26 protein-coding genes and 1 tRNA gene are annotated in these 24614 nt (G+C 61.5%); 17 read left to right on the top strand and 10 right to left on the bottom strand.

The window, feature by feature from the left end; genetic code table 11:
- Positions 1–80: 80 nt before the first annotated feature.
- The 3 genes from NKI01_RS16105 to NKI01_RS16095 form a co-directional block, all read right to left on the bottom strand.
- Positions 81–1232 carry a porin gene (locus NKI01_RS16105; RefSeq protein ID WP_352481864.1) on the bottom strand — a complete coding sequence of 384 codons (1152 nt, stop codon included), beginning with the start codon at positions 1230–1232 and terminating at the stop codon, positions 81–83.
- Between the two features lie 98 nt (positions 1233–1330).
- Complete coding sequence (locus NKI01_RS16100) at positions 1331–1582, bottom strand: GIY-YIG nuclease family protein (protein WP_023721031.1); 252 nt, start codon at positions 1580–1582, stop codon at positions 1331–1333.
- 94 nt (positions 1583–1676) lie between these two features.
- A tRNA-Ser gene (locus NKI01_RS16095) sits at positions 1677–1767 on the bottom strand.
- Between the two features lie 449 nt (positions 1768–2216).
- Between NKI01_RS16095 and NKI01_RS16090 the strand changes: the two genes are divergently transcribed.
- Together NKI01_RS16090 and NKI01_RS16085 are read left to right on the top strand one after the other, a co-directional pair.
- Positions 2217–3401 carry a porin gene (locus tag NKI01_RS16090; RefSeq protein WP_023719899.1) on the top strand — a complete coding sequence of 395 codons (1185 nt, stop codon included), beginning with the start codon at positions 2217–2219 and terminating at the stop codon, positions 3399–3401.
- Between the two features lie 236 nt (positions 3402–3637).
- The gene (locus NKI01_RS16085) at positions 3638–4696 is read left to right on the top strand and encodes a site-specific integrase (RefSeq protein WP_198030509.1); all 1059 of its coding nucleotides are present in this window, start codon (positions 3638–3640) and stop codon (positions 4694–4696) included.
- Positions 4697–5002: 306 nt separating this feature from the next.
- Here the strand turns inward: NKI01_RS16085 and NKI01_RS16080 are convergent, their stop codons facing one another.
- Positions 5003–5896, bottom strand: a complete 894-nt coding sequence (locus NKI01_RS16080; RefSeq protein ID WP_023719897.1) for an alpha/beta fold hydrolase — start codon at positions 5894–5896, stop codon at positions 5003–5005.
- 381 nt (positions 5897–6277) lie between these two features.
- Complete coding sequence (locus NKI01_RS16075) at positions 6278–8311, bottom strand: lytic transglycosylase domain-containing protein (protein ID WP_352494886.1); 2034 nt, start codon at positions 8309–8311, stop codon at positions 6278–6280.
- Positions 8312–8536: 225 nt separating this feature from the next.
- Between NKI01_RS16075 and dapA the strand changes: the two genes are divergently transcribed.
- The 4 genes from dapA (at position 8537) to NKI01_RS16055 (ending at position 11390) form a co-directional block, all read left to right on the top strand.
- A complete protein-coding gene (dapA, locus tag NKI01_RS16070; RefSeq protein WP_023719896.1) occupies positions 8537–9418 on the top strand; it encodes a 4-hydroxy-tetrahydrodipicolinate synthase in 882 nt (293 codons plus the stop codon).
- Positions 9419–9443: 25 nt separating this feature from the next.
- On the top strand, positions 9444–9923 hold the full coding sequence (smpB, locus tag NKI01_RS16065; protein WP_023719895.1) for an SsrA-binding protein SmpB: 480 nt from the start codon (positions 9444–9446) through the stop codon (positions 9921–9923).
- A gap of 106 nt (positions 9924–10029) precedes the next feature.
- Positions 10030–10758 (top strand): GH25 family lysozyme, encoded by a 729-nt coding sequence (locus tag NKI01_RS16060; protein WP_352814801.1) that lies wholly within the window; start codon positions 10030–10032, stop codon positions 10756–10758.
- Between the two features lie 110 nt (positions 10759–10868).
- Positions 10869–11390 carry a hypothetical protein gene (locus NKI01_RS16055; protein ID WP_352814803.1) on the top strand — a complete coding sequence of 174 codons (522 nt, stop codon included), beginning with the start codon at positions 10869–10871 and terminating at the stop codon, positions 11388–11390.
- Here NKI01_RS16055 and NKI01_RS16050 read toward each other — a convergent pair.
- Entirely contained in the window at positions 11340–12098 is a 759-nt protein-coding gene (locus NKI01_RS16050; protein WP_352814805.1) for a uracil-DNA glycosylase, read from the bottom strand. The genes NKI01_RS16055 and NKI01_RS16050 overlap by 51 nt on opposite strands.
- Positions 12095–12676 carry a LabA-like NYN domain-containing protein gene (locus NKI01_RS16045; protein WP_352814806.1) on the bottom strand — a complete coding sequence of 194 codons (582 nt, stop codon included), beginning with the start codon at positions 12674–12676 and terminating at the stop codon, positions 12095–12097. Before NKI01_RS16045 ends, NKI01_RS16050 begins: the two co-directional genes overlap by 4 nt.
- 279 nt (positions 12677–12955) lie before the next feature.
- Here NKI01_RS16045 and rpoZ point away from each other — a divergent pair, with 279 nt between their 5' ends.
- The 9 genes from rpoZ (at position 12956) to era (ending at position 20467) form a co-directional block, all read left to right on the top strand.
- The gene (gene rpoZ / locus NKI01_RS16040) at positions 12956–13357 is read left to right on the top strand and encodes a DNA-directed RNA polymerase subunit omega (RefSeq protein WP_352481861.1); all 402 of its coding nucleotides are present in this window, start codon (positions 12956–12958) and stop codon (positions 13355–13357) included.
- 110 nt (positions 13358–13467) lie between these two features.
- Entirely contained in the window at positions 13468–15696 is a 2229-nt protein-coding gene (locus NKI01_RS16035) for a RelA/SpoT family protein (RefSeq protein ID WP_023719889.1), read from the top strand.
- Between the two features lie 93 nt (positions 15697–15789).
- On the top strand, positions 15790–16368 hold the full coding sequence (gene pyrE / locus NKI01_RS16030; RefSeq protein ID WP_023719888.1) for an orotate phosphoribosyltransferase: 579 nt from the start codon (positions 15790–15792) through the stop codon (positions 16366–16368).
- 13 nt (positions 16369–16381) lie between these two features.
- Positions 16382–16762 (top strand): VOC family protein, encoded by a 381-nt coding sequence (locus tag NKI01_RS16025; RefSeq protein WP_352963880.1) that lies wholly within the window; start codon positions 16382–16384, stop codon positions 16760–16762.
- A gap of 233 nt (positions 16763–16995) precedes the next feature.
- The gene (locus tag NKI01_RS16020; RefSeq protein WP_023719886.1) at positions 16996–17577 is read left to right on the top strand and encodes a DUF2062 domain-containing protein; all 582 of its coding nucleotides are present in this window, start codon (positions 16996–16998) and stop codon (positions 17575–17577) included.
- Complete coding sequence (gene acpS / locus NKI01_RS16015) at positions 17574–17987, top strand: holo-ACP synthase (protein ID WP_023719885.1); 414 nt, start codon at positions 17574–17576, stop codon at positions 17985–17987. Before NKI01_RS16020 ends, acpS begins: the two co-directional genes overlap by 4 nt.
- Before the next feature lie 77 nt (positions 17988–18064).
- Positions 18065–18814 (top strand): signal peptidase I, encoded by a 750-nt coding sequence (lepB, locus tag NKI01_RS16010; protein ID WP_352963958.1) that lies wholly within the window; start codon positions 18065–18067, stop codon positions 18812–18814.
- 4 nt (positions 18815–18818) lie between these two features.
- Positions 18819–19544 carry a ribonuclease III gene (rnc, locus tag NKI01_RS16005; RefSeq protein WP_031194250.1) on the top strand — a complete coding sequence of 242 codons (726 nt, stop codon included), beginning with the start codon at positions 18819–18821 and terminating at the stop codon, positions 19542–19544.
- Positions 19541–20467, top strand: coding sequence for a GTPase Era (era, locus tag NKI01_RS16000; RefSeq protein ID WP_352963878.1), 927 nt, complete (start codon positions 19541–19543; stop codon positions 20465–20467). Before rnc ends, era begins: the two co-directional genes overlap by 4 nt.
- Positions 20468–20515: 48 nt before the next feature.
- Here the strand turns inward: era and NKI01_RS15995 are convergent, their stop codons facing one another.
- The 3 genes from NKI01_RS15995 to NKI01_RS15985 form a co-directional block, all read right to left on the bottom strand.
- Positions 20516–20662: a hypothetical protein gene (locus NKI01_RS15995; RefSeq protein ID WP_352963876.1), complete on the bottom strand. Its 147-nt coding sequence runs from the start codon at positions 20660–20662 to the stop codon at positions 20516–20518.
- A complete protein-coding gene (locus NKI01_RS15990; RefSeq protein WP_352963873.1) occupies positions 20632–22011 on the bottom strand; it encodes a winged helix-turn-helix domain-containing tetratricopeptide repeat protein in 1380 nt (459 codons plus the stop codon). The genes NKI01_RS15995 and NKI01_RS15990 overlap by 31 nt, the downstream gene beginning before the upstream one ends.
- 107 nt (positions 22012–22118) lie before the next feature.
- Entirely contained in the window at positions 22119–22922 is an 804-nt protein-coding gene (locus tag NKI01_RS15985; protein WP_352963871.1) for a CPBP family intramembrane glutamic endopeptidase, read from the bottom strand.
- 349 nt (positions 22923–23271) lie between these two features.
- Here NKI01_RS15985 and NKI01_RS15980 point away from each other — a divergent pair, with 349 nt between their 5' ends.
- Complete coding sequence (locus NKI01_RS15980) at positions 23272–23961, top strand: antitoxin Xre/MbcA/ParS-like domain-containing protein (RefSeq protein ID WP_352963868.1); 690 nt, start codon at positions 23272–23274, stop codon at positions 23959–23961.
- Between the two features lie 175 nt (positions 23962–24136).
- Positions 24137–24614 (top strand): porin (locus NKI01_RS15975; RefSeq protein ID WP_352963867.1); only part of this gene is annotated, 478 nt, incomplete at its 3' end.

The raw sequence follows: 24614 nt of genomic DNA, 5'->3' as shown, positions 1-24614 counted from the left end.
GAGAGTTGTTAGCTGCGTCGCCCGATACGAAAAACCCGGCGGTTGGCCCGCCGGGTTCGATCTCAATCAGGTTCGGATTGTTAGAATGAGCGCTGGAAGCGCAGCATCCCGCCGACGCTGTCCTTGTCGTCGGCATTGGTCCAGTTGCGATCGTAGGCTTTATCAAACTGACCGTCGCGAGCCCAATCGACTTCGGCAGTGATCGTGAAGCCGGGAACGATATCGTAGGCGATGTTCGCGGCGACGCCGTAGTTCTTGTCGTCGTCAACCGATGCTTGGAGGTTGAACGAGGTCTTCTCGTTGATGGTGTAGGTGCCACCACCCCAAACTGCCCAGTTGCCGCCCCACTGCTTATAGAAGTTGCGGTCGATGTTGTCGTCCGAACCGTAACCGGCCATGACGAACAGTGTCAGGTTCTGTATCGGCGTAACGTCGACGCGAACCTTGCCGGCCCACTCTTCCCAAGTGCTGTCATAGGCGGCAACACCGGTGATCGAGCCCCAACCCTGCGTGTATTTAATACCGCCGACCACATACGGAACATAGCTGTCGATCGAATCATTGCCGCTGTTGCTGTCTTGGAAAATGCCAGGATCCGCATCGGCACTGCCCGAACCGGTTTCCAACGAAGCCACGGCCGAGAAGCCGTTGCCGGCGTCGAAGTAGTACTGGACGACATTGGTGTCGAAGCCGCCATAGGGGACTAGCGTATCCTGGATGACGTTGCCGGCGTAGCCGATGAACGTGTCGAAGGCCGATTCGTCTTTGCCGACGCGCAAACCACCGAGTTGGACCCAGGCAAAGTTCAGCGAAACACTCGTACCGCCGTTAAAGTTGTCATCAAGATAATCGTTGTGGTTACCCCAGTTGAAACGGGTCTCGGTGTAGGTCTTCAAGGTGCCGAGCTCGGTTTCCTGGCCGGTCCAGGTCTTCAACGTGAATCGGGCGTGCTTGTAGTAGGTATCCTGCGAGCCGCCGTCCATCTGGTCCGTGGTCTTCGCACCGTCGAAGGAGCCGACGTCGCCGATGCCGATGTCATAGCGGACATAGCCACCGATGCGCAGGCAGGTTTCGGTGCCTGGGATGTAGAAGTAGCCAGCGCCGTAGACGTCGCAAATCTTGACGTATTCAGCGGGTTCCGGCTCGGCGACGACGACGGCGTCGGCGGCGCGCGCACCGGAAACTGCGATCAGTGCCGCAGCGGAGCCGAGAAGAAGGCTCTTGATGTTCATTTTCTGACCTCCAGTCAGAATCGAGGGCGGAGGTCGGCAAAAAGCAGCTCGTTCGGCTGTTTTTATTTATATTTTCAAATAGATAAGTCCTAAGGCCGTCAGTGAGGCCCTGTCCGCCAAAAACGCTTACTGGCGAAGGCCTTGCCTGAACCGGTCTTGAAATATCGCTCGAGTTGCCGTGCGTTGGCCTCGGTTTCAACCCCGATGTAGGACTTCAAAGTTACAGGCAGATAGGCCTTGGTCGAAGTCACATAGCCTGATCGATGCGATTCGAAGCGGCGCCGAAGGTCGTTGGTCGACCCGACGTAGACATCGCCGTTACGAAGTTGCAGGAAATAGACGTACCACATAGTCCCCCTACGCTACTTCGTAGCTTCGGGCGACACCCTACGCCCAAAATGCGGTTCCGGGTGGCCTGCCACCCGAAGCCCGCAGGGCGTAGGGTGGCGGAGAGGATGGGATTCGAACCCACGAGAAGCTTTTGACCTCTACTCCCTTAGCAGGGGAGCGCCTTCGACCACTCGGCCACCTCTCCGTTGCGCCGGTGGATAAAGAAAAGCGCCGGCACAATCAACAAGCTGGCGCTATTATCCTTGAAAAATCGACCCTTCGCCAAAGCGCCGCCCAGCGATGTGGCGATTCTGCGGCGATTCCCTGGTTCGCGACTCGCGCCATGGTCACATTTCGGGCCGACCATCGCCGGAATCCGCCGTTTGCAACGGCTTGCGAAGGGCTGTTGGTTAACGGGAGCTTTCGGAGTGAGGCCAAATCGTGTCATTTGTGCAACAACGCCGGGGTATAGCGCCAACACAAACCTTTTGCCGGTACGATCGTGGTTGAACGCCGCCGTCTCATGGGTAATGTCGGGTTTGAAGGAGCGGCGCGGTGCGCATCTTTTTCGGTAGTGGGGATGGGGCAGGGAACGCTGTCCTTCAGCAAAGAATACCCAGACCCGTTTTTTAACTTTTGACTGGAGGTCAGAAAATGAACATCAAGAGCCTTCTTCTCGGCTCCGCTGCGGCACTGATCGCAGTTTCCGGTGCGCGCGCCGCCGACGCCGTCGTCGTCGCCGAGCCGGAACCCGCTGAATACGTCAAGATTTGCGACGTCTACGGCGCTGGCTACTTCTACATCCCCGGCACCGAAATCTGCATGCGCATCGGCGGCTACGTCCGCTATGACATCTCCGCCGGCGATGCGGGCGCGTTCACTGGTGCCCGTTACCAAGACCTTTCGGAAGCCTTGGAAGGCAGGGACGATGTCAACGACGGCTATTTCAAGCAGGCTCGCTTCACGCTGAGGACCTATACCGGCCAGGAAACCGAGATGGGCACCTTGAAGACCTACACCGAGACCCGCTTCAACTGGGGAACCGGTTATCACGGGGTCGATCTCGACGGCAACCCGGCCACCCCTGATGCACAATTCTCCAGCTTTGGCAGCAGAGGCGTTTCGCTGAACTTCGCCTGGATCCAGCTCGGTGGTCTCCGCGTCGGTAAGGACGAAACGGCCTTCAATACGTTCACCGGTTACGCCGGCAACGTCATCAACGATACGCTGGTTCCCTACGGCGGCTTCGACACCAACGTCATCCAGTACTACTTCGATGCCGGCAACGGCTTCTCGGCCGTGGCGTCGTTGGAAACCGGTGAAGGCTTTATCCTCAACGACGACAACACCGCGCTCCACCTGGGTCACGATTCGATCGACAGCTATGTTCCATATGTCGTCGGCGGCGTGAAATACACGCAGGGCTGGGGTTCGATCTCGGGCGTCATTGCCTATGACAGCGCAGTGGAAGAATGGACAGGCAAGGCTCGCCTGGACGTGACGCCGATGCAGAACCTGACGCTGTTCCTGATGGCCGGCTACGGTTCGGACGACAATATCCCACGCAACTTCTACAAGCAGTGGAGCGGCAACTGGGCAGTTTGGGGTGGTGGCACTTACACCATCAACGAGAAGACCTCGTTCAACCTTCAGGCGGCGTATGACGAAGGCGAGAACGTCGGCATCGCGGCGAACATTGCCTACGACATCGTTCCCGGCTTCACGATCACGGCCGAAGTCGACTACCTGCACTTCGGTGACAACAATTTCGACAATTGGACCGGTGCTACCGACGAAAACAGCATCGGCGGTGTCCTCCGCTTCCAGCGCTCGTTCTAAGGGCTGGACTTAAGCAACTGAAATCCAGCCCGGGCGCTTCAACGCCCGGGCTGTTTTATTTTCGCGACTGGTAGCAAACAGAAGGAAAAGGGGGTTCGGTAGCTGAACAGGGTTGTGGAACGATGTCGTTGGGATCCACCACTGGTGGATGAAATCGGCCGCAACGCTTAAAACTCTTGAAAGGGCACCGCCAAGCAGGTAGGTCTAGGCCTATCCACTCGGGGGTGTGGCGAATAATGACGAACGATGCGATTCAAGAGGGAGGGACCTCTGATCATTTTTCGATGTTTTCTTCTCAAACTGCAAAGATAAAATACAGTTACAACAAGATACGAGAAGTAAAGTCGCACAGGATCGGAGAACTTTTTTCAGCATACCGGGATATACTTTGGGATGATGGGCGGCATAAGTACAATGTCAGCTCGTTCATCGGCGAAATAGACGAGATTCTCCTTGGGGAGCGTTTCAGCGCCTTTGACCAAAGCACCCTCGACAACCTTATCGGCACCTTGCGCCAGCGCGGCAACAGCAACGCAACCATCAACCGGAAGATGGCTGCCCTCAGCAAACTGCTGCGCAAGGCTCACAAGATGGGGGATATCCACAGCCTGCCCGAGTTCCGCCGCCAGAAAGAGCGGGCGGGACGGATTCGTTTCCTCGAAAGGGACGAGGAGGCTCGGCTGTTTGCCGCCATCAAAAGCCGCAGCGAGGACGCCTATCGGCTTTCCGTCTTTCTCGTCGACACCGGTTGCCGCCTCGGCGAAGCGCTGGGCTTGATCTGGAACGATATCCAGGAGCACCGCGTCAGTTTCTGGATCACCAAGTCCGGCCGCAGCCGCACCATCCCGATGACCGAGCGGGTAAAAGAGGTGATCAAGCTGCCGGCCACCGAGGGCCGCCGGCCTAAAGGCCCGTTCACCAAGCTTAGCCAGGCGCAGTTTCGTGCCATCTGGAACGATGCCAAGGCCGAAGTCGGGCTTGGCGCCGACGATCAGGTCGTGCCGCACATATTGCGCCATACATGCGCCTCGCGTCTCGTCCAGGGCGGCATCGATATCAGGCGTGTGCAGATGTGGCTCGGCCACCAGACGCTGTCCATGACCATGCGCTACGCCCATCTGGCCACCAACGATCTCGACGGTTGCGTCACCGTGCTTGAGACGCCGCGGTACAGTGGTTCGGACGACGGCGGGGCAAGTCCGTTGTCCTCTCCACCTTCGGCAAGGCGGGAACCAAAAGGTGAGCCGGCCGCAAGCAAGGCACCAAAGCCCGCGAAGAGAAGCGCCAAATCCTGACGGTTTGGGTGGATCTGGCGTAAGTCGGTCGATCTGACAACGGATTGCAGGCCAATACATCAAGTCGGCGCTGCCCCTCACCCTTACCCTCTCCCCGTGAAAAAACGGGGAGAGGGGAGTTCGTCAGCGTTGCGGCCGTCTGTCCTTCTCCCGTCACTACACGGGGAGAAGGTGCCAGCAGGCGGATGAGGGGCGGCGCCGACATCCAACAATTATTCTCCGGGACGCCAGCAGAGCTGTTAATCGCTGCCAGAATGCTTCACAGGTACAAGATAAGGCAGAGAGTTACTTAAACTTACCGTGGTTTTACTTCCAACCGCTCCGCCGCTCCACCCGATCGAAAAAACCAGCGATCCTGCCCGGCAGGATCCCGGACTCCAAAAACGGTGCATGCCCCTGGCCGTCAGCGGTGATCGTCTCGATATCGGTATGGCGCGTCCGCATCTGCTCGAGCGTTTCGGCGGACAGCAGCTTCGAGTTGGCGCCGCGTATGACGAGCATTGGGATGGCCGCCAGCGCGTCGAACTGTGGCCAAAGATCGGGCATCGGCCGGCTGGGATCGAGGCCCGCCAGCGTATCGACCAGTTTCGGATCGAAATCGGGCAGAAATCCCTCCTCGGTCTCGCGGTAGAGGGCTGACGCCATCCGCTCCCAATCCGCATCGGTCAGCGCCGCAAAATCGGCGCCATGGGTGCTGCGCAGGCCGCGGACCACCTCTGCGTACGCCTTCGGCCTGGGCGCGGGGTCGAGATAGGAGCGGATATGGGCGAGCCCTTGCGTCTCGATCACCGGGCCGATGTCGTTGAGGACGACGGCCTTCAGCACGGCCGGCCGCATCGCCCCGAGCACATGGATGATCAGTCCGCCGCGCGACGTGCCGATGAAGGCAGCCTCCTCGATGCTCAGCGCCGCCAGCCCGGCGAGAATATCGCCAGCTTCGATGCCGATATTGTAATGGCCGATATCGGCATCGTAGGCGGACTGCCCGCGCCCGCGATAGTCGAAAGCGACGACCTTGCGCTTCGCCTGCGTCGACAGATAAAGCGCCAGCTCGTGAAAATCACGGCAATTGCGGGTCAGGCCGGGCAGGCAAACGACTGGCCAGCGGCCGGAATTCGCTTCGCCGTAGATGCGGGCGTGCAGGGACAGCCCGTCCGGCGCGGCGTAGAAGAAATCGGAGAAACCCTGCTCGGTTGCCATGTGGACTCCGTTCCTCTCGCTGCTGGCTTGTTTCAACTGCTACAGGCGAGGGGCCGGTAGGGTCAAATAGGGGAGGCGCCGAAGTTGCAGGGTCCCTCAAGCGGGAGATTGGCTGTCATCGTCGCTTTCGCCAAGTTTCGTCGGATGCAGAAAGGCACTGTCCACGAAGCTGGGACCCTTGGGGAGATGTCCGGCAGGACAGGGCGGGCCGCTGTCCGCCAACTCGACGTCCGGAACTTTCAAAGCCTGAAACAAAAACCCGCCTCGTTGGGCGGGTCGTCGGTGCGAATCAGCACTATGGTTAAATTAGTAGCATAGCTGCCGGCACAAAGCAAGAACAAAATACGCTGTGACCGGCAAACTTGGCTTGAAGCCCGGTCGTCACCCCCGGCCGTTCACCAGATCCCCGACAATGTCGTACTTGCCGGAGATACGCATCTTGTAGACCTCGTAATTCTCCATCACGCGCTGGACGTAACTTCTTGTTTCCGTATAGGGAATCCGCTCGATCCAGTCGACGACGGCATCGACGTCCTTGCCGCGCGGATCGCCGTATTTCGCCACCCACTGGGCGGCGCGGGCGGGGCCGGCATTGTAGCCGGCGAAGGTCAGCACGTAGGAGCCGTCGAAACGGCCGAGCTGCTCGCCGAGAAAGGCAGCGCCCAGCGTTGCATTGTAGCCGGCATCGGTGGTCAGCCGGGCCTGAGAAAATGTCATGCCGGCCTTCTTCGCCAATTGCTTGGCGGTGCCTGGCATTAGTTGCAGCAGTCCGCGCGCGCCGGCGCTGGAGATTGCGCCGATGTTGAACTCGCTTTCCTGGCGGGCAATCGCATAGGCCAGCGCCTTGCCCGAGCCGGAGATGTTGGCGGTGTCGGGAATGACGCCGAGCGGATGCGACAGCGCGCCGACATCGATGCCGCGGGCGCCGGCGATCTTGCCGATCTTCAGCGCCATGAAATGGTTGCCTTGTCTTTCCGCCAACACCGCAAGCAGCGCCAGTTCGCCGGGGTTGTTCAGCTGCCCGGCGAGGTCGCGGTAGAGCGTCTCGGCATAGCGGTCATAGCCGGCCTCCTGCAGCCGCTTGATGGCGCTGACCGCCTCGCGGGTGGCGAAATTCTGGCGGTCGGCGGCACTTGGCTGGGGGTAGACGATGTTGAGGGTCTGCCGGCCGACGCGCTCGCCGGCGAGCTGGCCGTAAAAGGTCGTGCCGTAGCTTGCGGCGCGGCTGAAATAATCCTTGGCATTGCCGGGGCCGCCGACTTCGGCGGCGCGGCCGAGCCAATAATAGGCGCGCGACAGCGACATTGGCCCTTGGGCGAGCTCCGCGATTCGCGCAAAATGCTTGGCGGCGATGCTCGGGTCCTTGAGGCCGCGCAGCGCGTACCAGCCGGCATGGAATTCCGCCTCGGCAGCATTGGCGGGACTTTCGGCGGCATGCGCGGCGACTATTCTGTAGGCGGTCTTCATGTCGCTCTGGTCGACCAGCTCGCGCGACAGCACCCGGCGCTCGACCCACCAGGCGTCCGGATCGACCAGAGCGTCGCGGTCGCCCGGCGCCTTCATCACCAGCGCGGCGGCGTCGGAAAATTTCTGCTGCTTGCGCAGATATTCGGCTTCGGCAAAGAGATAGCCGGCCGCCCGCTGCGCTGCCGGCACCGCCTTCAGCAGCTTGGCCGCGTTCTTGTCGCCTTTGGTGACCGCCGCCCAGGCATCGGCCAATTGCTGGGCGCCGGCGAGACCGGCGACGCGCAGCGCCGAAGCGACCCGGTCGGCATAAAACATGCGCTCCATGCGGAAGCGATGGTCGGCGGCCGGGATCAGCGCACCGAACTCGCGAATGACCGCCGCCTCGTCCCTGGCTTCGAGCTTTTCGGTGCGCCAGAATGGCGACAGCACCGAGCGCGCCGCCTTGGTATCGCCCAGCGCTACATAGGAGCGGGCCAGGATCAGCACGCCCTCGAAGGTCAGCGGCTGGCTGCCGTCGAACGCCCGCACCACGATCTGCGGCGTGGGGTTCTCGCGATAGAGCGCGCGCTCGCTGTTCCTGCGCAAGGCGATCGTACCCGGCCAGTTCGGCAGCATCTTTGCCGCATCGGCGATGTCGCCGCTCGGCACCTGGTCGCCGCCATAGAGCGCGATCGCCCAGGCAAGGATGTGCCGGTCGAGCGATTTGGCCGGCAGCGCTTCGCGCACCTGGCGCGCGCGCGCAATGTCGTTTGCCGCCAGCGCATCGAGACCGCTCTTCAGCACCGCGACGCTCGCGGACGGGGACTGCTGCACCGCATCGTTCTGCGGCTCGGTCATCGGAATCGCCGACGTAACCTGCACATCGACGCTGCTGCCGATCGCCGCGCCGGGAATCAGGGCGACGATCGCGCCGATAAGCGCGAAAAGATGAGGCCGCCTGATCGGCATGGATTTGGTCATCCCCGTTCTTCGACGCTACAACAGACACAGATGAATTGAAGCTTACTCGTCTGTGATGAAGGGCCCGTAAAGAAAACCTTCTCGAGGTCATTCGAATTGCAATTGCTGGCGCAATGCTTGCCGCGCAACAATGTCGAGACTATGGTGCGCCGCTTCGCTTTCGGCTAGAAGGCGCGCACGACAAACCCGAAAGTCCCCAAGGAGTTGGACGACATGCTGAGAGGCTCGCTGACCGCGCTCGTCACACCGTTCGAAAAGAGCGGCCGTTTCGACGAGAAAGCCTTTCGCGCCTTCATCGCCTGGCAGATCGCCGAAGGCACGACGGGCGTGGTCCCGGTCGGCACCACAGGCGAGTCGCCGACGCTGTCGCATGACGAGCACCGCCAAGTCGTCAAGGTCTGCATCGAGGTCGCCAAGGGCCGGGTTCCTATCGTTGCCGGCGCCGGCTCCAACAACACCGAAGAGGCGGTTGGCCTGGTCCAGTATGCCGAGAAGGCGGGCGCCGACGCGGCCCTTGTCGTCACGCCCTATTACAACAGGCCGACGCAGCGCGGCCTCTACGCGCATTTCGCCGCCGTCGCCAAGGCTACCAGCCTGCCGATCATCATCTACAACATTCCGCCCCGCTCGGTGGTCGACATGAGCCCGGAGACGATGGGGCAATTGGTGCACGACTTCAAGAACATCGTCGGCGTCAAGGATGCCACCGGCAAGGTCGAGCGGGTTTCGGAGCAGCGCGCCACCTGCGGCAAGGATTTCATCCAGCTCTCCGGCGAGGACGCCTCGGCCCTCGGCTTCAACGCGCATGGCGGCGTCGGCTGCATCTCGGTGACGGCAAATGTCGCGCCCAGACTCTGCGCCGAATTCCAGGAGGCGACGCTTTCCGGCGACAGCGCCAAGGCGCTCGACCTGCAGGACCGTCTGTTGCCACTGCACAAGGCGATTTTCCTGGAACCCGGCGTTTCCGGCGCGAAATATGCGCTGTCGAAGCTGGGCAAGGTCGAGAACGTGCTGCGCTCGCCGCTAATGACGGTCGAGCCGTCGACCGCCGAGAAGATCGACGCGGCGATGAAGCACGCCGGCTTGATAAATTAGGGATGAGGCGCCACCTCTCCGCATCATGAATCAAGTCAGAAAAGCCGATCCCAACAACAAGACCGTTGCGGAAAACCGCAAGGCGCGGTTTTCCTATGAGGTGCTCGACACGATCGAGGCCGGCCTGGTGCTGACCGGTACGGAAGTGAAGTCGCTGCGTCAGGGCCAGGCCAATATCCAGGACAGCTATGCCTCGGTCGAGGGCGGCGAGATTTGGCTGATCAACTCCTATTTGCCGGAATATCTGCAGGCCAACCGCTTCAACCACGAGCCGCGCCGACGCCGCAAACTCCTGCTCAACAAGCGCGAGATGGCCAAGCTGTCGCAGAGCGTCGACCGCGAAGGCATGACGCTGGTGCCGCTGAAGATCTATTTCAACGACCAAGGGCGGGCGAAGGTGCTGCTCGCCGTCGGCCGTGGCAAGAAGCTGCACGACAAGCGTGAGACCGAAAAGCAGCGCGACTGGTCGCGCGAGAAGGGCCGGCTGCTGAAAGAGCGAGGGTGAGCAGAGGTCCGCGAAGCGGACGAAAAGCCAACGATTTGGCTTTTCGAGCGACGAACGCCCGGAGCCATGGCGGAGGGCAGGGCGGACCAATAGGGATAGGTCTCGTTTGAAAAACCGGATCGTCTCATGGGGCGCGGCCGGTCTGCTCCTGGTGGGCCTCGTCCTGGCCGGCGGCTATACCTACTTCCAGACATTTTCTCCGGATCGCGGCAAATATCCGGTCAGGGGCATCGACGTTTCCCATCATCAGCGGCAGATCGACTGGCGGCGTGTTGCAGCCGACGATGTCGCCTTCGCCGTTATCAAGGCAACGGAAGGCGGCGACCATGTCGACGATGCCTTCGCCGCCAATTTGGGTGCGGCCCGCGCCGCCGGCCTTGCCGTCGGCGCCTATCACTTCTTCACCTTCTGCAGGCCGGGTGCCGATCAGGCACGCAACTTCATCTCGGTGGTGCCGCGCGATCAGCCTTTGCTGCCGCCGGTGGTAGACATTGAGTTCGGCGGCAATTGCCCGCAGCGGCCAACTCCCGAACAGCTGAGCGCCGAACTCTCAGCCTTCCTCGGCCCGGTCGAAGCAGCGTTCGGCAAGACGGCGATCCTCTATGTGACCGACGAGGCCGCGCAAGCCTATGCCGGGCAGGTAGCCGGCCGCCCGCGCTGGCTGCGTTCGCTGGCGCTGCGGCCAGGCCATGACGACTGGATTTACTGGCAGTACCACAACCGGGGCCGCGTCGACGGCATCAGCGGCGACGTCGACCTGAATGTTCTCCAAGGCGGGCCGGCGACGCTGGCCGCGTTGTTTGCCGCAACGCCTGAAGCGACGGCGTCGGATTGACGCTATTCCTGTCCGGCGAAAGCACCCTCAGTGGCGCGATGACGGGAACGACGAAGCCTTCCCCAATGTGGCTATTCATATCGCAGGCGGCGCCGTGCTAAGTACATTTGATGCCGGAGCGCCCTTCATTAACCAATGACAGCAACGCCCCGCCTGCTGCGACGGACGGTGGGGATCCCCGCCTGGCGTTTGTCTATGCGGAGGCGGTGCGTGGCCTCGCACACCAGCAGGGCGTGGTTGAAAGTCTCAATACGCGCGCTGGAAATCTGATCTTTGCAACTGCGTTCGCGAGTTCTCTCCTTGGAGGCAGGGCGCTCCTGGATGGCATAGGGCCTTGGGACTGGCTGGCGCTGACATTGCTTTTTCTTATCGGACTGCTGGTCGCGATTATGGTGTGGCCATATTATAACTATACGTTCCGTTTCGATCCCGAGAAGCTGCTCCAGGATTTCGTCGATCAGCATCCTCCCGCAACCATGGATGGGATGCACCGAGCGCTTGCGCTGCGCATCAAATCCGACATGGCCAGCAATTGGCGGATCATCCAACGCCTGCGCGTCGCGCTGCAGCTTGCACTGTTTCTATGGTTGCTGGATCTCTTGGCCTGGTTGTTCGCGATCACCCGAATCTAGGGCTTGTGCGCCGGCGGGCCTCGTCCGGCCATCTGTCTTCAGAAAAGCTTCTATCTGACTGAAAACGTTGACGAACATTGCTTGCGTCAGTACGCCCGTATTGGTGTTGTAGCGCGAGCAATGATAGCTGGAAAACAGCGCGATGCCATTGGCCTGCTGCTGCCCACCATGCCGGAACGGATAGGCGGCGACGCGCTGGCCGAGCGCCCGCACGGTCGACTGGTGCGCGATCGAGCCGAGCGCCAGCACGGCGCGCAGGTTTGGAAACCGCGCGATCGTCGGCACCAGGAACGTCCGGCAGGTCGTTATCTCGGCCCCAACCGGCTTGTTCTCCGGCGGCACGCAGCGCACCGCATTGGTAATCGCCGTACCGACAAGCTCCAGCCCGTCATCTGGTCGCGCTTTGAATTCGCCGCGCGCAAAGCCGTGCGCGATCAGCGTGTTGTAGAGCAGGTCGCCGGCAAAATCGCCGGTGAAGGGCCGTCCCGTCCGGTTCGCGCCGCGCAGGCCAGGCGCCAGCCCGACGATCAGCAAGCGCACCGCATCCTCGCCTTCCGGCGGCATAAAGGTCGGCACTGGCGCGTTGAACCAGGACGGCTCGCGCTGCCGCCACTCGGCGATAAAGTCGTGCAGCCGCGGACAGAGCGGGCAGTCGCGATCGGGTTCGGGAGAGACGGCCAGAGGCGCGGTCAAGGCAACGACCGTCAATAGTCTTCCTCGTCGACTTCGGCCGGCTCGGGCCGGCGTACAGGCCGCTCCGACGGATCGCGGCCGACTTCACTCTTGAGCGCCATCAAGTCGATGAAATGGTCGGCCTGGCGGCGCAGGTCATCGGAGATCATCGGCGGCTGCGATGCCATGGTCGAAACGATCGAGACCTTGCGCCCGCGCCGTTGCAGCGCCTCGACCAGCGTGCGGAAATCGCCGTCACCTGAGAAGATGACATAATGGTCGACGACGTCGGCGAGCTCGAGCGCATCGACGGTCAGCTCGATATCCATATTGCCCTTGATCTTGCGCCGGCCGGTCGAGTCGGTGAATTCCTTGGCCGGCTTGGTCACCACCTTGAAGCCGTTATAATCGAGCCAGTCGATCAGCGGCCGAATCGAGGAGTATTCCTGATCCTCGACCAGCGCGGTGTAGTAATAAGCGCGCAGCAGATAGCCGCGTTTCTGGAAGCTCGACAGAAGTTTGCGGTAGTCGATGTCAAAGCCCAGCGCGCGCGAGGTGGCGTAGAGATTGGCACCGTCGATAAAGAGAGCGATTTTTTCACGAGGATCGAACATGCAAAAATGTCCTTTTTCGAAATAAGCGGTCGTCTAAATGCGTGGCGACTATCGGCCGGTCTGATAATAGACCTGTTGGCCTTCATCGTTCGAGATAACGCCAGTTTTACGGCAATCCAAGGCACCATGCGGCACCGCAAGCAATTGTGATCGGCGCTGCGTCGTCGCAGGGAGCACGCGCCAGAGCTGCGCACCGCCATAAAAGCTTGTATTTTGGCGGCGTTCGGGTTATGGACCGCGCCTGTTTTCCATCAAATCCAGGCATGAAAGGGGCAACTCATGGCCCGCGTAACCGTTGAAGATTGCATCGACAAGGTCGACAACCGCTTCGAGCTGGTGCTCCTGGCCGGCCACCGCGCCCGTCAAATCAGCCAGGGCGCGCAGATTACCGTACCTCGCGACAACGACAAGAATCCGGTCGTTGCGCTCCGCGAAATCGCCGACGAGACGCTATCGCCGGACGACCTCAAGGAAGATCTCATCCATTCGCTGCAGAAGCATGTCGAGGTCGACGAGCCGGAAGCCGATGGCGAGGCGATTGCCGACCAGACCGGCAGCACTGTTGCGGCCACCGATGCCGACGACGCCGAGGACAACGTCACCTTCGATCGCATGACCGAAGAAGACCTGTTGGCCGGCATCGAAGGGCTGGTACCGCCGGAAAAAAGCGACGATTATTGATCTTAGCAACAACTGCCGACACTTTCGCGTCGGCAGTTTCGTGGCTATCTATGACATGCGCCGTACGCCAGTGCGGCGCATGATTCATTTCAGCATTGCGAGATCCCGCCATGATGCGTCAGTATGAGCTTGTCGAGCGCGTCCAGCGCTACAAGCCTGACGTCAACGAGGCGCTGCTCAACAAGGCCTATGTCTACGCCATGCAGAAGCATGGCCACCAGAAGCGCGCCTCCGGCGATCCCTATTTCTCGCATCCGCTCGAAGTCGCCGCCATCCTCACCGAAATGCACATGGACGAGGCGACGATTGCCGTTGCCTTGCTGCACGACACGATCGAGGACACCACGGCGACCAGGGCCGAGATCGACGAATTGTTCGGTCCGGAAATGGGCAAGCTGGTCGAAGGCCTGACCAAGCTGAAGAAGCTCGACCTCGTCTCGAAGAAGGCCGAGCAGGCGGAGAACCTGCGCAAGCTGTTGCTGGCGATCTCGGAAGATGTGCGTGTGCTTCTGGTCAAGCTCGCCGACCGCCTGCACAATATGCGCACCCTCGACCATGTGCCGGAAGCCAAGCGCCTGCGCATTGCCGAAGAGACGATGGACATCTACGCGCCGCTGGCCGGCCGCATGGGCATGCAAGGCATGCGCGAGGAGCTGGAGGAGATCGCCTTCCGCTTCATCAATCCCGAAGCCTACCGCGCCGTCACCGCGCGGCTCGCCGAAATTTTCGAGCGCAACAAGGGCGTGCTGTCCGAGATCGAGAAGGCACTGTCCACGCTGTTCGACAAATATTCGATCAAGGCCGAGGTCAAGAGCCGGCAGAAGAAGCCGTGGTCGGTGTTCCGCAAGATGGAAGCCAAGGCGCTGTCGTTCGAACAGCTGTCCGACATTTTCGGTTTCCGTGTCGTTGTCGAGACGGTCGAGGACTGCTACCGCGCGCTCGGCGCCATCCACACCACCTGGTCGATGGTGCCCGGACGCTTCAAGGACTATATCTCGACACCGAAGCAGAACGACTACCGCTCGATCCACACCACCATCGTCGGCCCGTCGCGCCAGCGCGTCGAATTGCAGATCCGCACCTACCAGATGAACAAGATCGCCGAATACGGCGTCGCCGCTCATTCGATCTATAAAGATACCGGCGGCAAGATGAATGGTGCCGCCCATGCGATCTCGAAGGAGACCAATGCCTATGCCTGGCTGCGGCGCACCATCGAGCAGCTTGCCGAAGGCGACAATCCCGAGGACTTTCTCGAAAACACCAAGCTGGAACTGTTCCAGGACCAGGTGTTCTGCTTTACGCCGAAAGGCATGCTGATCGCGCTGCCGCGCGGCGCCACGCCGATCGACTTTGCCTATGCCGTCCACACCGACGTTGGCGACACTTGCGTCGGCGCCAAGGTCAATGGCCGCATCATGCCGCTGATGACGGAGCTGAAGAACGGCGACGAGGTCGAGATCATCCGCTCGAAGGCGCAGGTGCCGCCGGCGGCGTGGGAATCGGTGGTCGTTACCGGCAAGGCGCGCTCGGCCATCCGCCGTGCCACCAAGAACGCTATCCGCAAGCAATATTCGGGTCTCGGTATCCGCATTCTGGAGCGCGCCTTCGAACGGTCCGGCAAGACCTTCACCAAGGAAAACCTGAAGCCGGTGCTGCACCGGCTGGCACGCAAGGACATCGAGGATGTACTGGCCTCGGTCGGGCGTGGCGAACTTGCCTCTACCGATGTCATGAAGGCGGTGTTTCCCGACTACAAGGACGAGCGCGTCACGCTGGTCGCGCCCAAGCAGCGCGAGGAGGGCTGGTCGAAGATCCGCAACGCCGCCGGCATGCTGTTCCAGATTCCGGGCCGCGCCGCACGCAAGGACAAGAACCAGCCGCGTGACGATGCGGTGCCGATCCGCGGTGTGCGCGGCGATCTGCCGGTGCGCTTCGCGCCGGAGGGGGCGGTGCCCGGCGACCGCATCGTCGGCATCGTGCAGCCGGGAACCGGCATCACCATCTATCCGATCCAGTCGCCGGCGTTGCAGGCCTTTGACGACCAGCCCGAGCGCTGGATCGACGTGCGCTGGGATATTGACGAGCGCACCAAGGAGCGGTTCCCGGCGCGTGTCTCGGTCACCGCCATCAACGCACCGGGTTCGCTGGCCGACATTGCGCAGGTCGTCGCATCCAACGATGCCAACATCCACACTTTATCGATGGTGCGCACCGCGCCCGATTTCACCGAAATGCTGATCGATCTCGAAGTGTGGGATCTTAAGCACTTGAACCGGCTGCTGTCGCAGCTAAAGGACAATTCGAGCGTCAGCGACGCGCGACGCGTGAATGGGTGAATAGTGAATAGTGAATAGTGAATAGTGAATAGTGAAAGAGGGTGCTCTCACTACTATTCACCATTCACTATTCACCATGACATGGAGCGAACGATGAATACCGACGAAGTGCTGGGCATTTTCCGCGAGGCCGGCGCCGTTCTCGAAGGGCATTTCATCCTGACGTCCGGCCTGCGCAGCCCGGTCTTTTTGCAAAAGGCGCGCGTTTTCATGCATGCCGACAAGACCGAGCGCTTGTGCAAGGCGCTGGCCGAAAAGATCCGCGCTGGCGTTCCCGGCAGGATCGACTATGTCGTCGGCCCGGCGATCGGCGGGCTGATCCCGGCCTATGAGACCTCGCGCCATCTTGGTGCGCCGGCGATCTGGGTCGAGCGGGAAGGGGGCGAATTCAGGCTCCGCCGTTTCGAAATCGCCAAGGGGTCGCGCGTTGTCATTGTCGAGGATATCGTCACCACCGGCCTGTCGATCCGCGAGACCATCGACTGCCTGCGCGGCCTTGGCGCCGAAGTCGTTGCCGCTGCATGCATTATCGACCGCTCGGCCGGCAAGACCGATGTCGGCGTGCCGCTGATCGCGCTCGCCGAATACGAGGTTCCGGCCTATCCGGCCGACAGGCTGCCGCCCGAGCTTGCCGCCATACCGGCGATCAAGCCGGGCAGCCGCAATTTATAACGGAGCCGCCGCCGTGATCACCGGCATCGATCATTTCGTGCTGACAGTTCGTTCGGTAGACGATAGCTGCGCCTTCTATCAGCGCGTGCTTGGCTTCAAGCGCCTCGACGAGCCGGACCGAACAACGGCGCTGCTGTTTGGAACGCAAAAGATCAATGTGCATGAGGTCGGGCGCACCTTCGAGCCGAAGGCCAAGGCGCCGACTCCCGGCTCTGGGGATTTCTGTCTTGTTGCCGCCCGGCCGCTCACCGAGATATGCGCCAGCCTCGCGGCCAACGGCGTAGCCATAGAGGTCGGCCCGGTCGAGCGTATCGGCGCCCGTGGCCCGATGATGTCGGTCTATTTCCGTGACCCGGACGGCAACCTCGTCGAGGTCAGCGAGTATCGTTCCTGAGTGGCGCTCCTCAAATTCGCCGCGATCATGCCCTGTTCAGAATGGCGATACCCAAGGCTGCCGCAAGTGGCGACCGAGCGGATGCCGTCGGCCTCGTTGTTCTTCGGCTAGCACATCGCTATATCAAAGTCGTAGTTGCCTTTCGGTGACCGCAAAGCGCAGCATAGGGCTGTCGCGCCCCGGCTGGGAAAAGCCGGCGCGAAGCCATTGATGGAACTAGGAACAGGAACAGAGTGCTTTTTCGACGGCGCAAGCCTGATGGTTTTTTCGAGCGGGTGCGTACTTATTTGTGGCCGCGCCGCTCTTTCTCGCGCTCGCTGCGGTATTTTTCCAAGCGCATCCTGCGGCTTAGGGCCACGCCGCATGCCGTGGCCGCCGGTGTTGCGGCGGGCGTATTCGCGTCTTTTTTCCCGCTTGGCTTCCACTTCATCATTGCCGCCATGCTGTGCTGGCTGATCGCCGGCAATCTGGTCGCGGCAGCACTCGGCACGGTCTTCGGCAATCCCCTGACCTTTCCGCTGCTATGGGCCGCCTCCTGGGAGGTCGGCAAGCTGATCCTGCATGAACACCTGCCGGCGCATGGCCCACCCGCGCATCTCGGCGACATGCTGCATAATCTTTCCTTTGCGCAGTTGTGGGGACCGGTGCTTAAGCCGATGACCATTGGCGCAATACCTCTTGGCTTGGTTTTCGGCCTGCTGTTTTACGGCATTACCCGCTGGGGTATGGTCACTTTCCACGAGCAGCGCCGCAAGCGTCTGGCCGAAAGAGCCGCAAAGGCTGGAAAAACCGGGCCGGAAGTTCCTGCCGAATGATTATCGGTATCGGCAGCGACCTCATCGACATCAGACGCATTGAGAAGTCGCTGGAACGTCATGGCCAGCGCTTCATCCAACGCATCTACACCGAGATCGAACAGGCGCGCTCCGAAAACCGCGCGGCGCGTGCGGCCTCCTATGCCAAGCGTTTCGCTGCCAAGGAGGCCTGCGCCAAGGCATTGGGCACCGGTCTGGCGCAGGGTGTGTTCTGGCGCGACATGGGCGTCGTCAACCTGGCCAGCGGCAAGCCGACCATGGCGCTGACCAACGGGGCGGCAGCGCGGCTGGACGAAATCCTGCCTGAAGGGCACCGCGCCGTGATCCACCTCACCATCACCGATGATTTTCCGCTCGCTCAAGCCTTTGTGATCATTGAAGCGTTGCCGGTCGAAGAAGCGCCACATTGATTGCATCTGACGACCGGCATGACGTTGCCCAGCGCGCGCCGAGACTCTATACCATCCAACGCACAATCGAGGACGACATGAGCGTGGCTGAAAAAACCCAGAAGAAATCCGGCGGACTTGGCGAAACCGTCAGCGTCATCGTCCAGGCCCTGCTGCTTGCGCTGGTCATCCGCACGCTCCTGTTCCAGCCGTTCTCGATCCCGTCCGGTTCGATGCGGCCGACTTTGCTCGAAGGCGACTATCTCTTCGTCACCAAATGGTCTTACGGCTTCTCCCGCTACTCGCTGCCGTTCGGGCCGAACATCTTTTCGGGCCGCATCTGGGGCTCCGAGCCGAAGCGCGGCGACGTGGTGGTGTTCAAGTTTCCGCCGGACCCTTCCGTCGACTACATCAAGCGCGTCGTCGGCCTGCCGGGCGACAAGATCCAGGTCAAGGATGGCCAGCTCTTCATCAACGACGTCGCTGTGCCACGCGTCAAGGTCGGGCAGATCGACAACCACGACATCACCGAGGAGAACGGGCCGATCGATGTCTATCGCGAGACGCTGCCGAACGGCGTCACCTACGACACGCTCGACCTGACACAGGCTTCGATCGGCGACAACACCAAAGAGTTCAAGGTGCCGCCCGGTCACTATTTCATGATGGGCGACAATCGCGACAACTCGTCCGACAGCCGCTTCACCGTCGGCTTCGTGCCGGAAGAGAATTTGGTCGGCCGCGCCAACCTCATCTTCTTCTCGATCGGCGGCAGCGCCAGCCCGCTCGAAATCTGGAAATGGCCGTCGCAGATGCGCGCCTCGCGCCTGTTCCATTTCGTCAATTAGGACCATGGCGGCGACAAAACGGCTGACCGCCGATGCGCTCGCCGAGGCGCTCAAGGAGCGCACCGGCCACAGTTTTGGCGACCACCAACGCCTGCAGCGGGCGCTGACCCATGCCAGCGCTCGCGGCAGTCATGCCGGCATCGACTACGAACGCTTCGAATTCCTGGGCGACCGCGTTCTCGGCCTTGTCGTTGCCGATATGCTGCTGGCGGCATTTCCCGACGCTGCCGAGGGTGAGCTGTCGCTCAGATTGAACGCCCTGGTCAACGCCGAGGCCCTGGCGGAAATCGCCGAGGAGATCGGCCTGCCGGAACTCATTCGCGCCGGTTCGGACGTACGCGGCCTCGATGGGCGCAAGCGCGTCAATCTGCGCGCCGACGCACTGGAATCGCTCATCGCCGTGCTCTATCTCGACGGCGGGTTGGAAGCGGCCCGTGCCTTCATCCACAGGTACTGGCAACCGCGCTCACAAGCCATCGACGCCGCCCGCCGCGATGCGAAGACCGAACTTCAGGAATGGGCGCATCAGGCGGCAGGCGCGGTGCCGGTTTACATAATCGACAGCCGCGAGGGACCGGACCACGATCCGCTGTTCACCGTCAGCGTCAAGGTCGGCGCCTATCCGCCAGCGACCGGCAGCGGGCGCTCCAAGCGCGAGGCAGAGCAGGCGGCAGCCGCGGCACTTCTGCAGCGGGAAGGCGTCTGGCTCAATCAAGGGAGTGCCGCATGACCGCCACCGAAGCTCCGGCAACAGAAGCTCCCGCTACCCGCTCCGGCTTCGTCGCGCTGATCGGCGCGCCCAATGCCGGGAAATCGACGCTGGTCAACCAATTGGTCGGCGCCAAGGTATCGATCGTGACGCACAAGGTGCAGACCACGCGCGCCATCGTGCGCGGCATTGCCACCCACAACAACGCGCAGATCGTCTTCGTCGACACGCCGGGCATATTCAAGCCGAAGCGCCGGCTGGACACCGCGATGGTGACCACAGCCTGGGGCGGTGCCAAGGACGCCGATATCGTGCTGCTCTTGATCGATGCCGAGCGCGGCATCCGGGGCGATGCCGACGCCATCCTCGATCGGCTGAAGGATGTCCGGCAGCCGATGGTGTTGATCCTCAACAAGGTCGATCGGGTCAAGCACGAGACGTTGCTGGCATTGTCGGCGGCAGCCAACGAAAGGGTGCCGTTCAAGCGCACCTTCATGGTTTCGGCGCTGACCGGGTCCGGCTGCAAGGACCTGCTCGACTATCTCGCCGAGACCTTGCCGGCCGGACCTTGGTACTACCCGGAAGACCAGATCTCTGACCTGCCGATGCGCCAACTCGCGGCCGAGATCACCCGCGAAAAGCTCTATCTCAGGCTGCATCAGGAACTGCCCTATTCCTCCCACATCGAGACCGAGAAATGGGAAGAGAAGAAGGACGGCTCGGTGCGCATCGACCAGACCATCTATGTCGAGCGCGACAGCCAGAAGAAGATCGTGCTCGGTCATAAGGGCGAGACGATCCGCGCCATCGGCCAGGCCGCGCGCATGGAAATATCAGGCATACTCGAGCAGAAGGTGCACCTCTTCCTGTTCGTCAAAGTGCGCGAGAACTGGGGCGACGATCCCGAGCGCTACCGTGAAATGGGGCTCGAATTTCCGCACTGAGCCTGTTTGGGCGATCCGCCGAGCGGCCTGTTGGCCGCCGCCTCAGGATTACCCAAGTGCCAGCGACACGCCGTCGGCAAGATGTTCGGCATCGGAGGCGTTTTCGAAGGGGATGCCCGTTCTTGCATAGTCGAGCGGCGAGAAATTGGAGCCGTCGGCGCTGATCAGCGCAGCCTGGCGCCTTGCCGCCTGCATCTCGCCCAGCTGAGCGTAACAGGCGGCAAGCCGGGTGCGGATCCATGGCCTCGGTCGCGTCGCCAGCTCCAGCGCCTCGGCAGCCTGCGGTATTCGCCCAGCATGTATAGCGCGAGCGCGCGATCGTACTGATACCAATGAGGGTCCAGCGGGTTGATGCGGATGGCGCGTGCCAGCCAGGCGAGCGCGTCGAGTGGCCGGCCGCGCATTGTCAACAGATGCCCCATCTGCTCGATACAGTCCGCGTCGCCCGGATTGAGCTCGAGCGCGATGCGCAAATGATGCTCGGCCGCCGCGTGCTCACGCATATTGAGCCGCACCAGCGACTGGATGCGGTGTGCCGTTGCCTGGTCCGGCGACAATGCGATGCCCCGGTCGGCCAGGTCGCGGGCCTTCGTCAGAACGGCGTCGCTGATGGGTCCGAATTCGCTGTTAAGCACATGCGACAGCGCCAGATAGGTGTAAGCGAGGCCATAGGCCGGGTCTCTGACGATCGCCGCTTCGAAAAACGCTGCCGCTTCTTTCAGTTCGCTTTGCGCCGGATCGCGCAGCAAAGCGACGCCGCGCAGCACCAGTTCATGGGCGGCGAGGCTGGCTACCGACTGCCGCGAGGCACGTTGCAGGCCGGCATTGTTCACCCGAACCACCAGCCGGCCGACGATCTTTTCGACGATCTCCTGCTGGATGGCGGACAGCCCAGCGTAATCGGCCTGGTAGCGATCCCCCCAGAGCTGGGAAGCGCTGGCTGCGTCAACGAGATTGACCGCACAGACGATGCTGTCTGCCTGCCGCCGCGCCGAACCCTCGACGAGATAATCGGCGCCGATGCGCGAACGCACGACAGGCCATTCACTGGGCGAATATGAGGCAAACGAGAAGCTCGAATTGCGCGCCAGGACCGTCAGCGTGCCGAAGCGGGCGAGGCCGTTGATAATGTCTTCGGCAATACCGTCGACGATCGCTTCGTCGGCCGGATCGGCGCCGTCATTACGGAACCTGAGCACCGCCACGATCGGCTGTGCGCCGGGTTCGGGCACCGGCTCGATTTCAGGGATCAGCATGTAGCCGCGCTTCGATATGGTCCGTATCGTTTCCTCGCCGAGCACCTTGCGGATCTCGCGAATCGACTGCGTCAGCGAATCCTCGGTGACGAAAACACCCGGCCAGACCGCGTCCATCAATTCCGACTTCGGCACCACACGGCCGATATGGCGGGCGAGATGCGTCAGCAATGCGTAGGCTTTCGGCCGCAGGAAGGCCGGCTGTTCGGCCCGGCCGAGCGTACCTTTGCCCAGATCGAGGGTGAAACCGCCAAACTGAAAAACCTGGTCAGTGGCCGAACCCGGCATCGAAACGGCCCGCTCCCTGAAGCCGTGCCTGTATTGGCCTACGGCTGGAGGGCTGGGTCAAGGTCTGTCGCCGCCGAAAGCGGCGCTTTGGATTTGCGCGCCGCAAATTAGACGGTGCCAGCGAGGGCGGGCTGCGTTGCCGACCTGCGGACGAAGCTCTCGGTGCCGTAGAGGGCAACGATGGCGATCGCAGCCACCGCCCAGATCGCAACACCGATCCATTGCTGCTGGACATAGTCGGCGTCGATGAACACCTTGCCCAGGATGCGTACGCTGTTCTGATGAGTGACATGCATGAGAATGGCGAGAAGCACACTGCCGGTGTTCTGATAGAGCCAGGTGAACACCACTGCCGCCAGCACGACGTTGATCGTGCCGTAGACGCTGAGATCGCCGACCAGGCCGAGCGGAAAATGCCAGATTGCCCAGATCGCGCCGAGGATCAGGCTTCCGGCCAGCGCCGAATGGCTGGCTAGCAGACGCGGTGTCGCAAAGCCGCGCCATCCCGGCTCTTCGCCAAGCGGGCCGCTGAAGACCGCATACAGCGCGATGATCGGCAGTATCTCAGTGACAGCAGGAATGTTGCTCCAGACCGGCGTCGCCGAGCCGAACAGCGGATTGACCAGGATCGAGGCAAGCTGCGTGCCGAATGGCAGGCCGAATGCCACCAGATACCACAGCGGAGATACCCGCCACTTCACCACGGAAGCGAGAATGGCCTTGACCGAAGCCCAGCCTCCGGAAAGGGCTGCGACAACGAATCCGGAGACCATCGGGCCGAAGGTAAACCAGGGAATGGTATCGCCATTCGACAGGTAGAACGGGATGAAGGCAAACCAGCTCAGGGCAAGCGCCAACGAAAAGAAGGCAGCCAACTGATGCTGTCGCACCAGGTGCAGGAAAGAAGTCATGTCGGTCCTCTCACGGGCAGATGACAATGAGAGGTCGCCGGGCTGCCCAATCGGTCGACTTGCATCTTGAACAGCCGGCCGAATCATTCCGGGAAGGCTATGCGTGGACCACGTCGGTCGACCCGTTTCTTATTGGCACCGGCGCGACCCGAAATCCTGAGCGGGTTCTGAGAAATTTCCGATATTTCATGCAAAATCGGTCAGTTAGATCGGCTGGAGCACCTGCCGACACTGCGACCGTGCGTGGTTCCCGTTTGTCGTCTCTCCGTCATACACCCTGCCTATAGGCTGTGCGAAAGACCCGCTTCCGAGCAAACCGGAACAGGCGGGCAAACAGCCAGATTAGGACATGACCGGGACTTGGAATCGCATCGACCCCATCCGTCAGATCGAGTTTGCAAACGCCGTCGCTGTTGAGATCGAGCGCGTGCTGGCGCGGCAAGGCAAGGTGACGAACAGCGATGCGGTCGTCGCAGCGGGCAGGGTCGCCGGGGCCGTTGCCGCCGCCGTCGCCCTGCTTGCGCCGACCGACATCAGGGCGATCGACACCATGCAGGAAAGATTGCCCGGCATGGCGTCGCGGTTCGTGCGGATATTGGCGGCCGAAGCGACGGAACGCCGTACCCGGACGCCTCTGTCGACGGAGGCAGACATCCAACCCCTGGCCGGAACGGGCGACCTCGACGCGATGCGGGTCGAGGACTGGGCCGGTCGGGTCGCCGGGTCGACCTTCCTGCAGGAAAATCTCGGCATATCGCGCTCGACCCTGCATCGCTGGCAGCGGAGCGGCACGGTCGTTGCGTTGCGCACCGGTGGCCGCAAACATGTATTTCCTCTGGCGCAGTTCGTCGACGGCAGGCCGGCTCCGGGTATCAACGAAGTGTTATCCGCGATGCCCGATCCGCGGCGTGCCTGGTCGTGGCTGGTCGGCCCCGCGCCCGGCCTTGCCGGACGTATTCCCATTGAAATGCTCAAACAGGATCTGGTGGCGGAAGTCGTTCTTGCCGCACAGAACGCAGCGATGGCGAAGTTGGCTTGATTTTCGCCGCCAACGTTAGAAGTCTATTCCAAAAAATAACACGTAAAAGGAATGTCAACCGGACTATGACCGGTTTGCCGGCTAATGGAATAAGTATAGTTTCGTACAATTGTGACAATGTCTCGCTTGTGCCGGGAGCAAACTTGAAGAAAATATGAAGTGATATTTGTGCAACATGGACGGTGGCCGCGTTTTCGACGGCGCGACGACACACGACCTTATGGACGGTGACGAACAGCAGACCTGGAACAAGAATGCCCGCTTCAATTTGAAGACGTGGACCGGCCAGGAAACCGAGCTCGGCACGTTGAAGACCTACACCGAGACCCGTTTCAACTTCGGCAATACCAAACACACCGTGAGCGGTGTTGATTTCAGCGTGCAGGACAACAAGGCGGTTACCCTGAACTTCGCCTGGATCCAGCTTGGAGGTTTCCGCGTCGGCAAGGATGAAACTGTCTATGATTCGTTCATCGGCTACGCCGGCAACGTCGTCCAGGACACCATCATCCCGTACGGCACCAAGGACACCAACCTGATCAGTTACTATTTCGACGGCGGTAACGGCTTTACGGCAGTCGCCTCGGTCGAAACAGGCTCCGGCGCTGACCAGTCGATCGACAGCTACGTTCCGTTTGTCGTCGGCGGCGTGA

The organism is Mesorhizobium sp. M0815 (assembly GCF_040319995.1).
Lineage (GTDB): Bacteria > Pseudomonadota > Alphaproteobacteria > Rhizobiales > Rhizobiaceae > Mesorhizobium.
The sequence above is the reverse complement of the archived record's forward strand: the minus strand, read 5'-3'. Positions and strand labels throughout refer to the sequence as shown.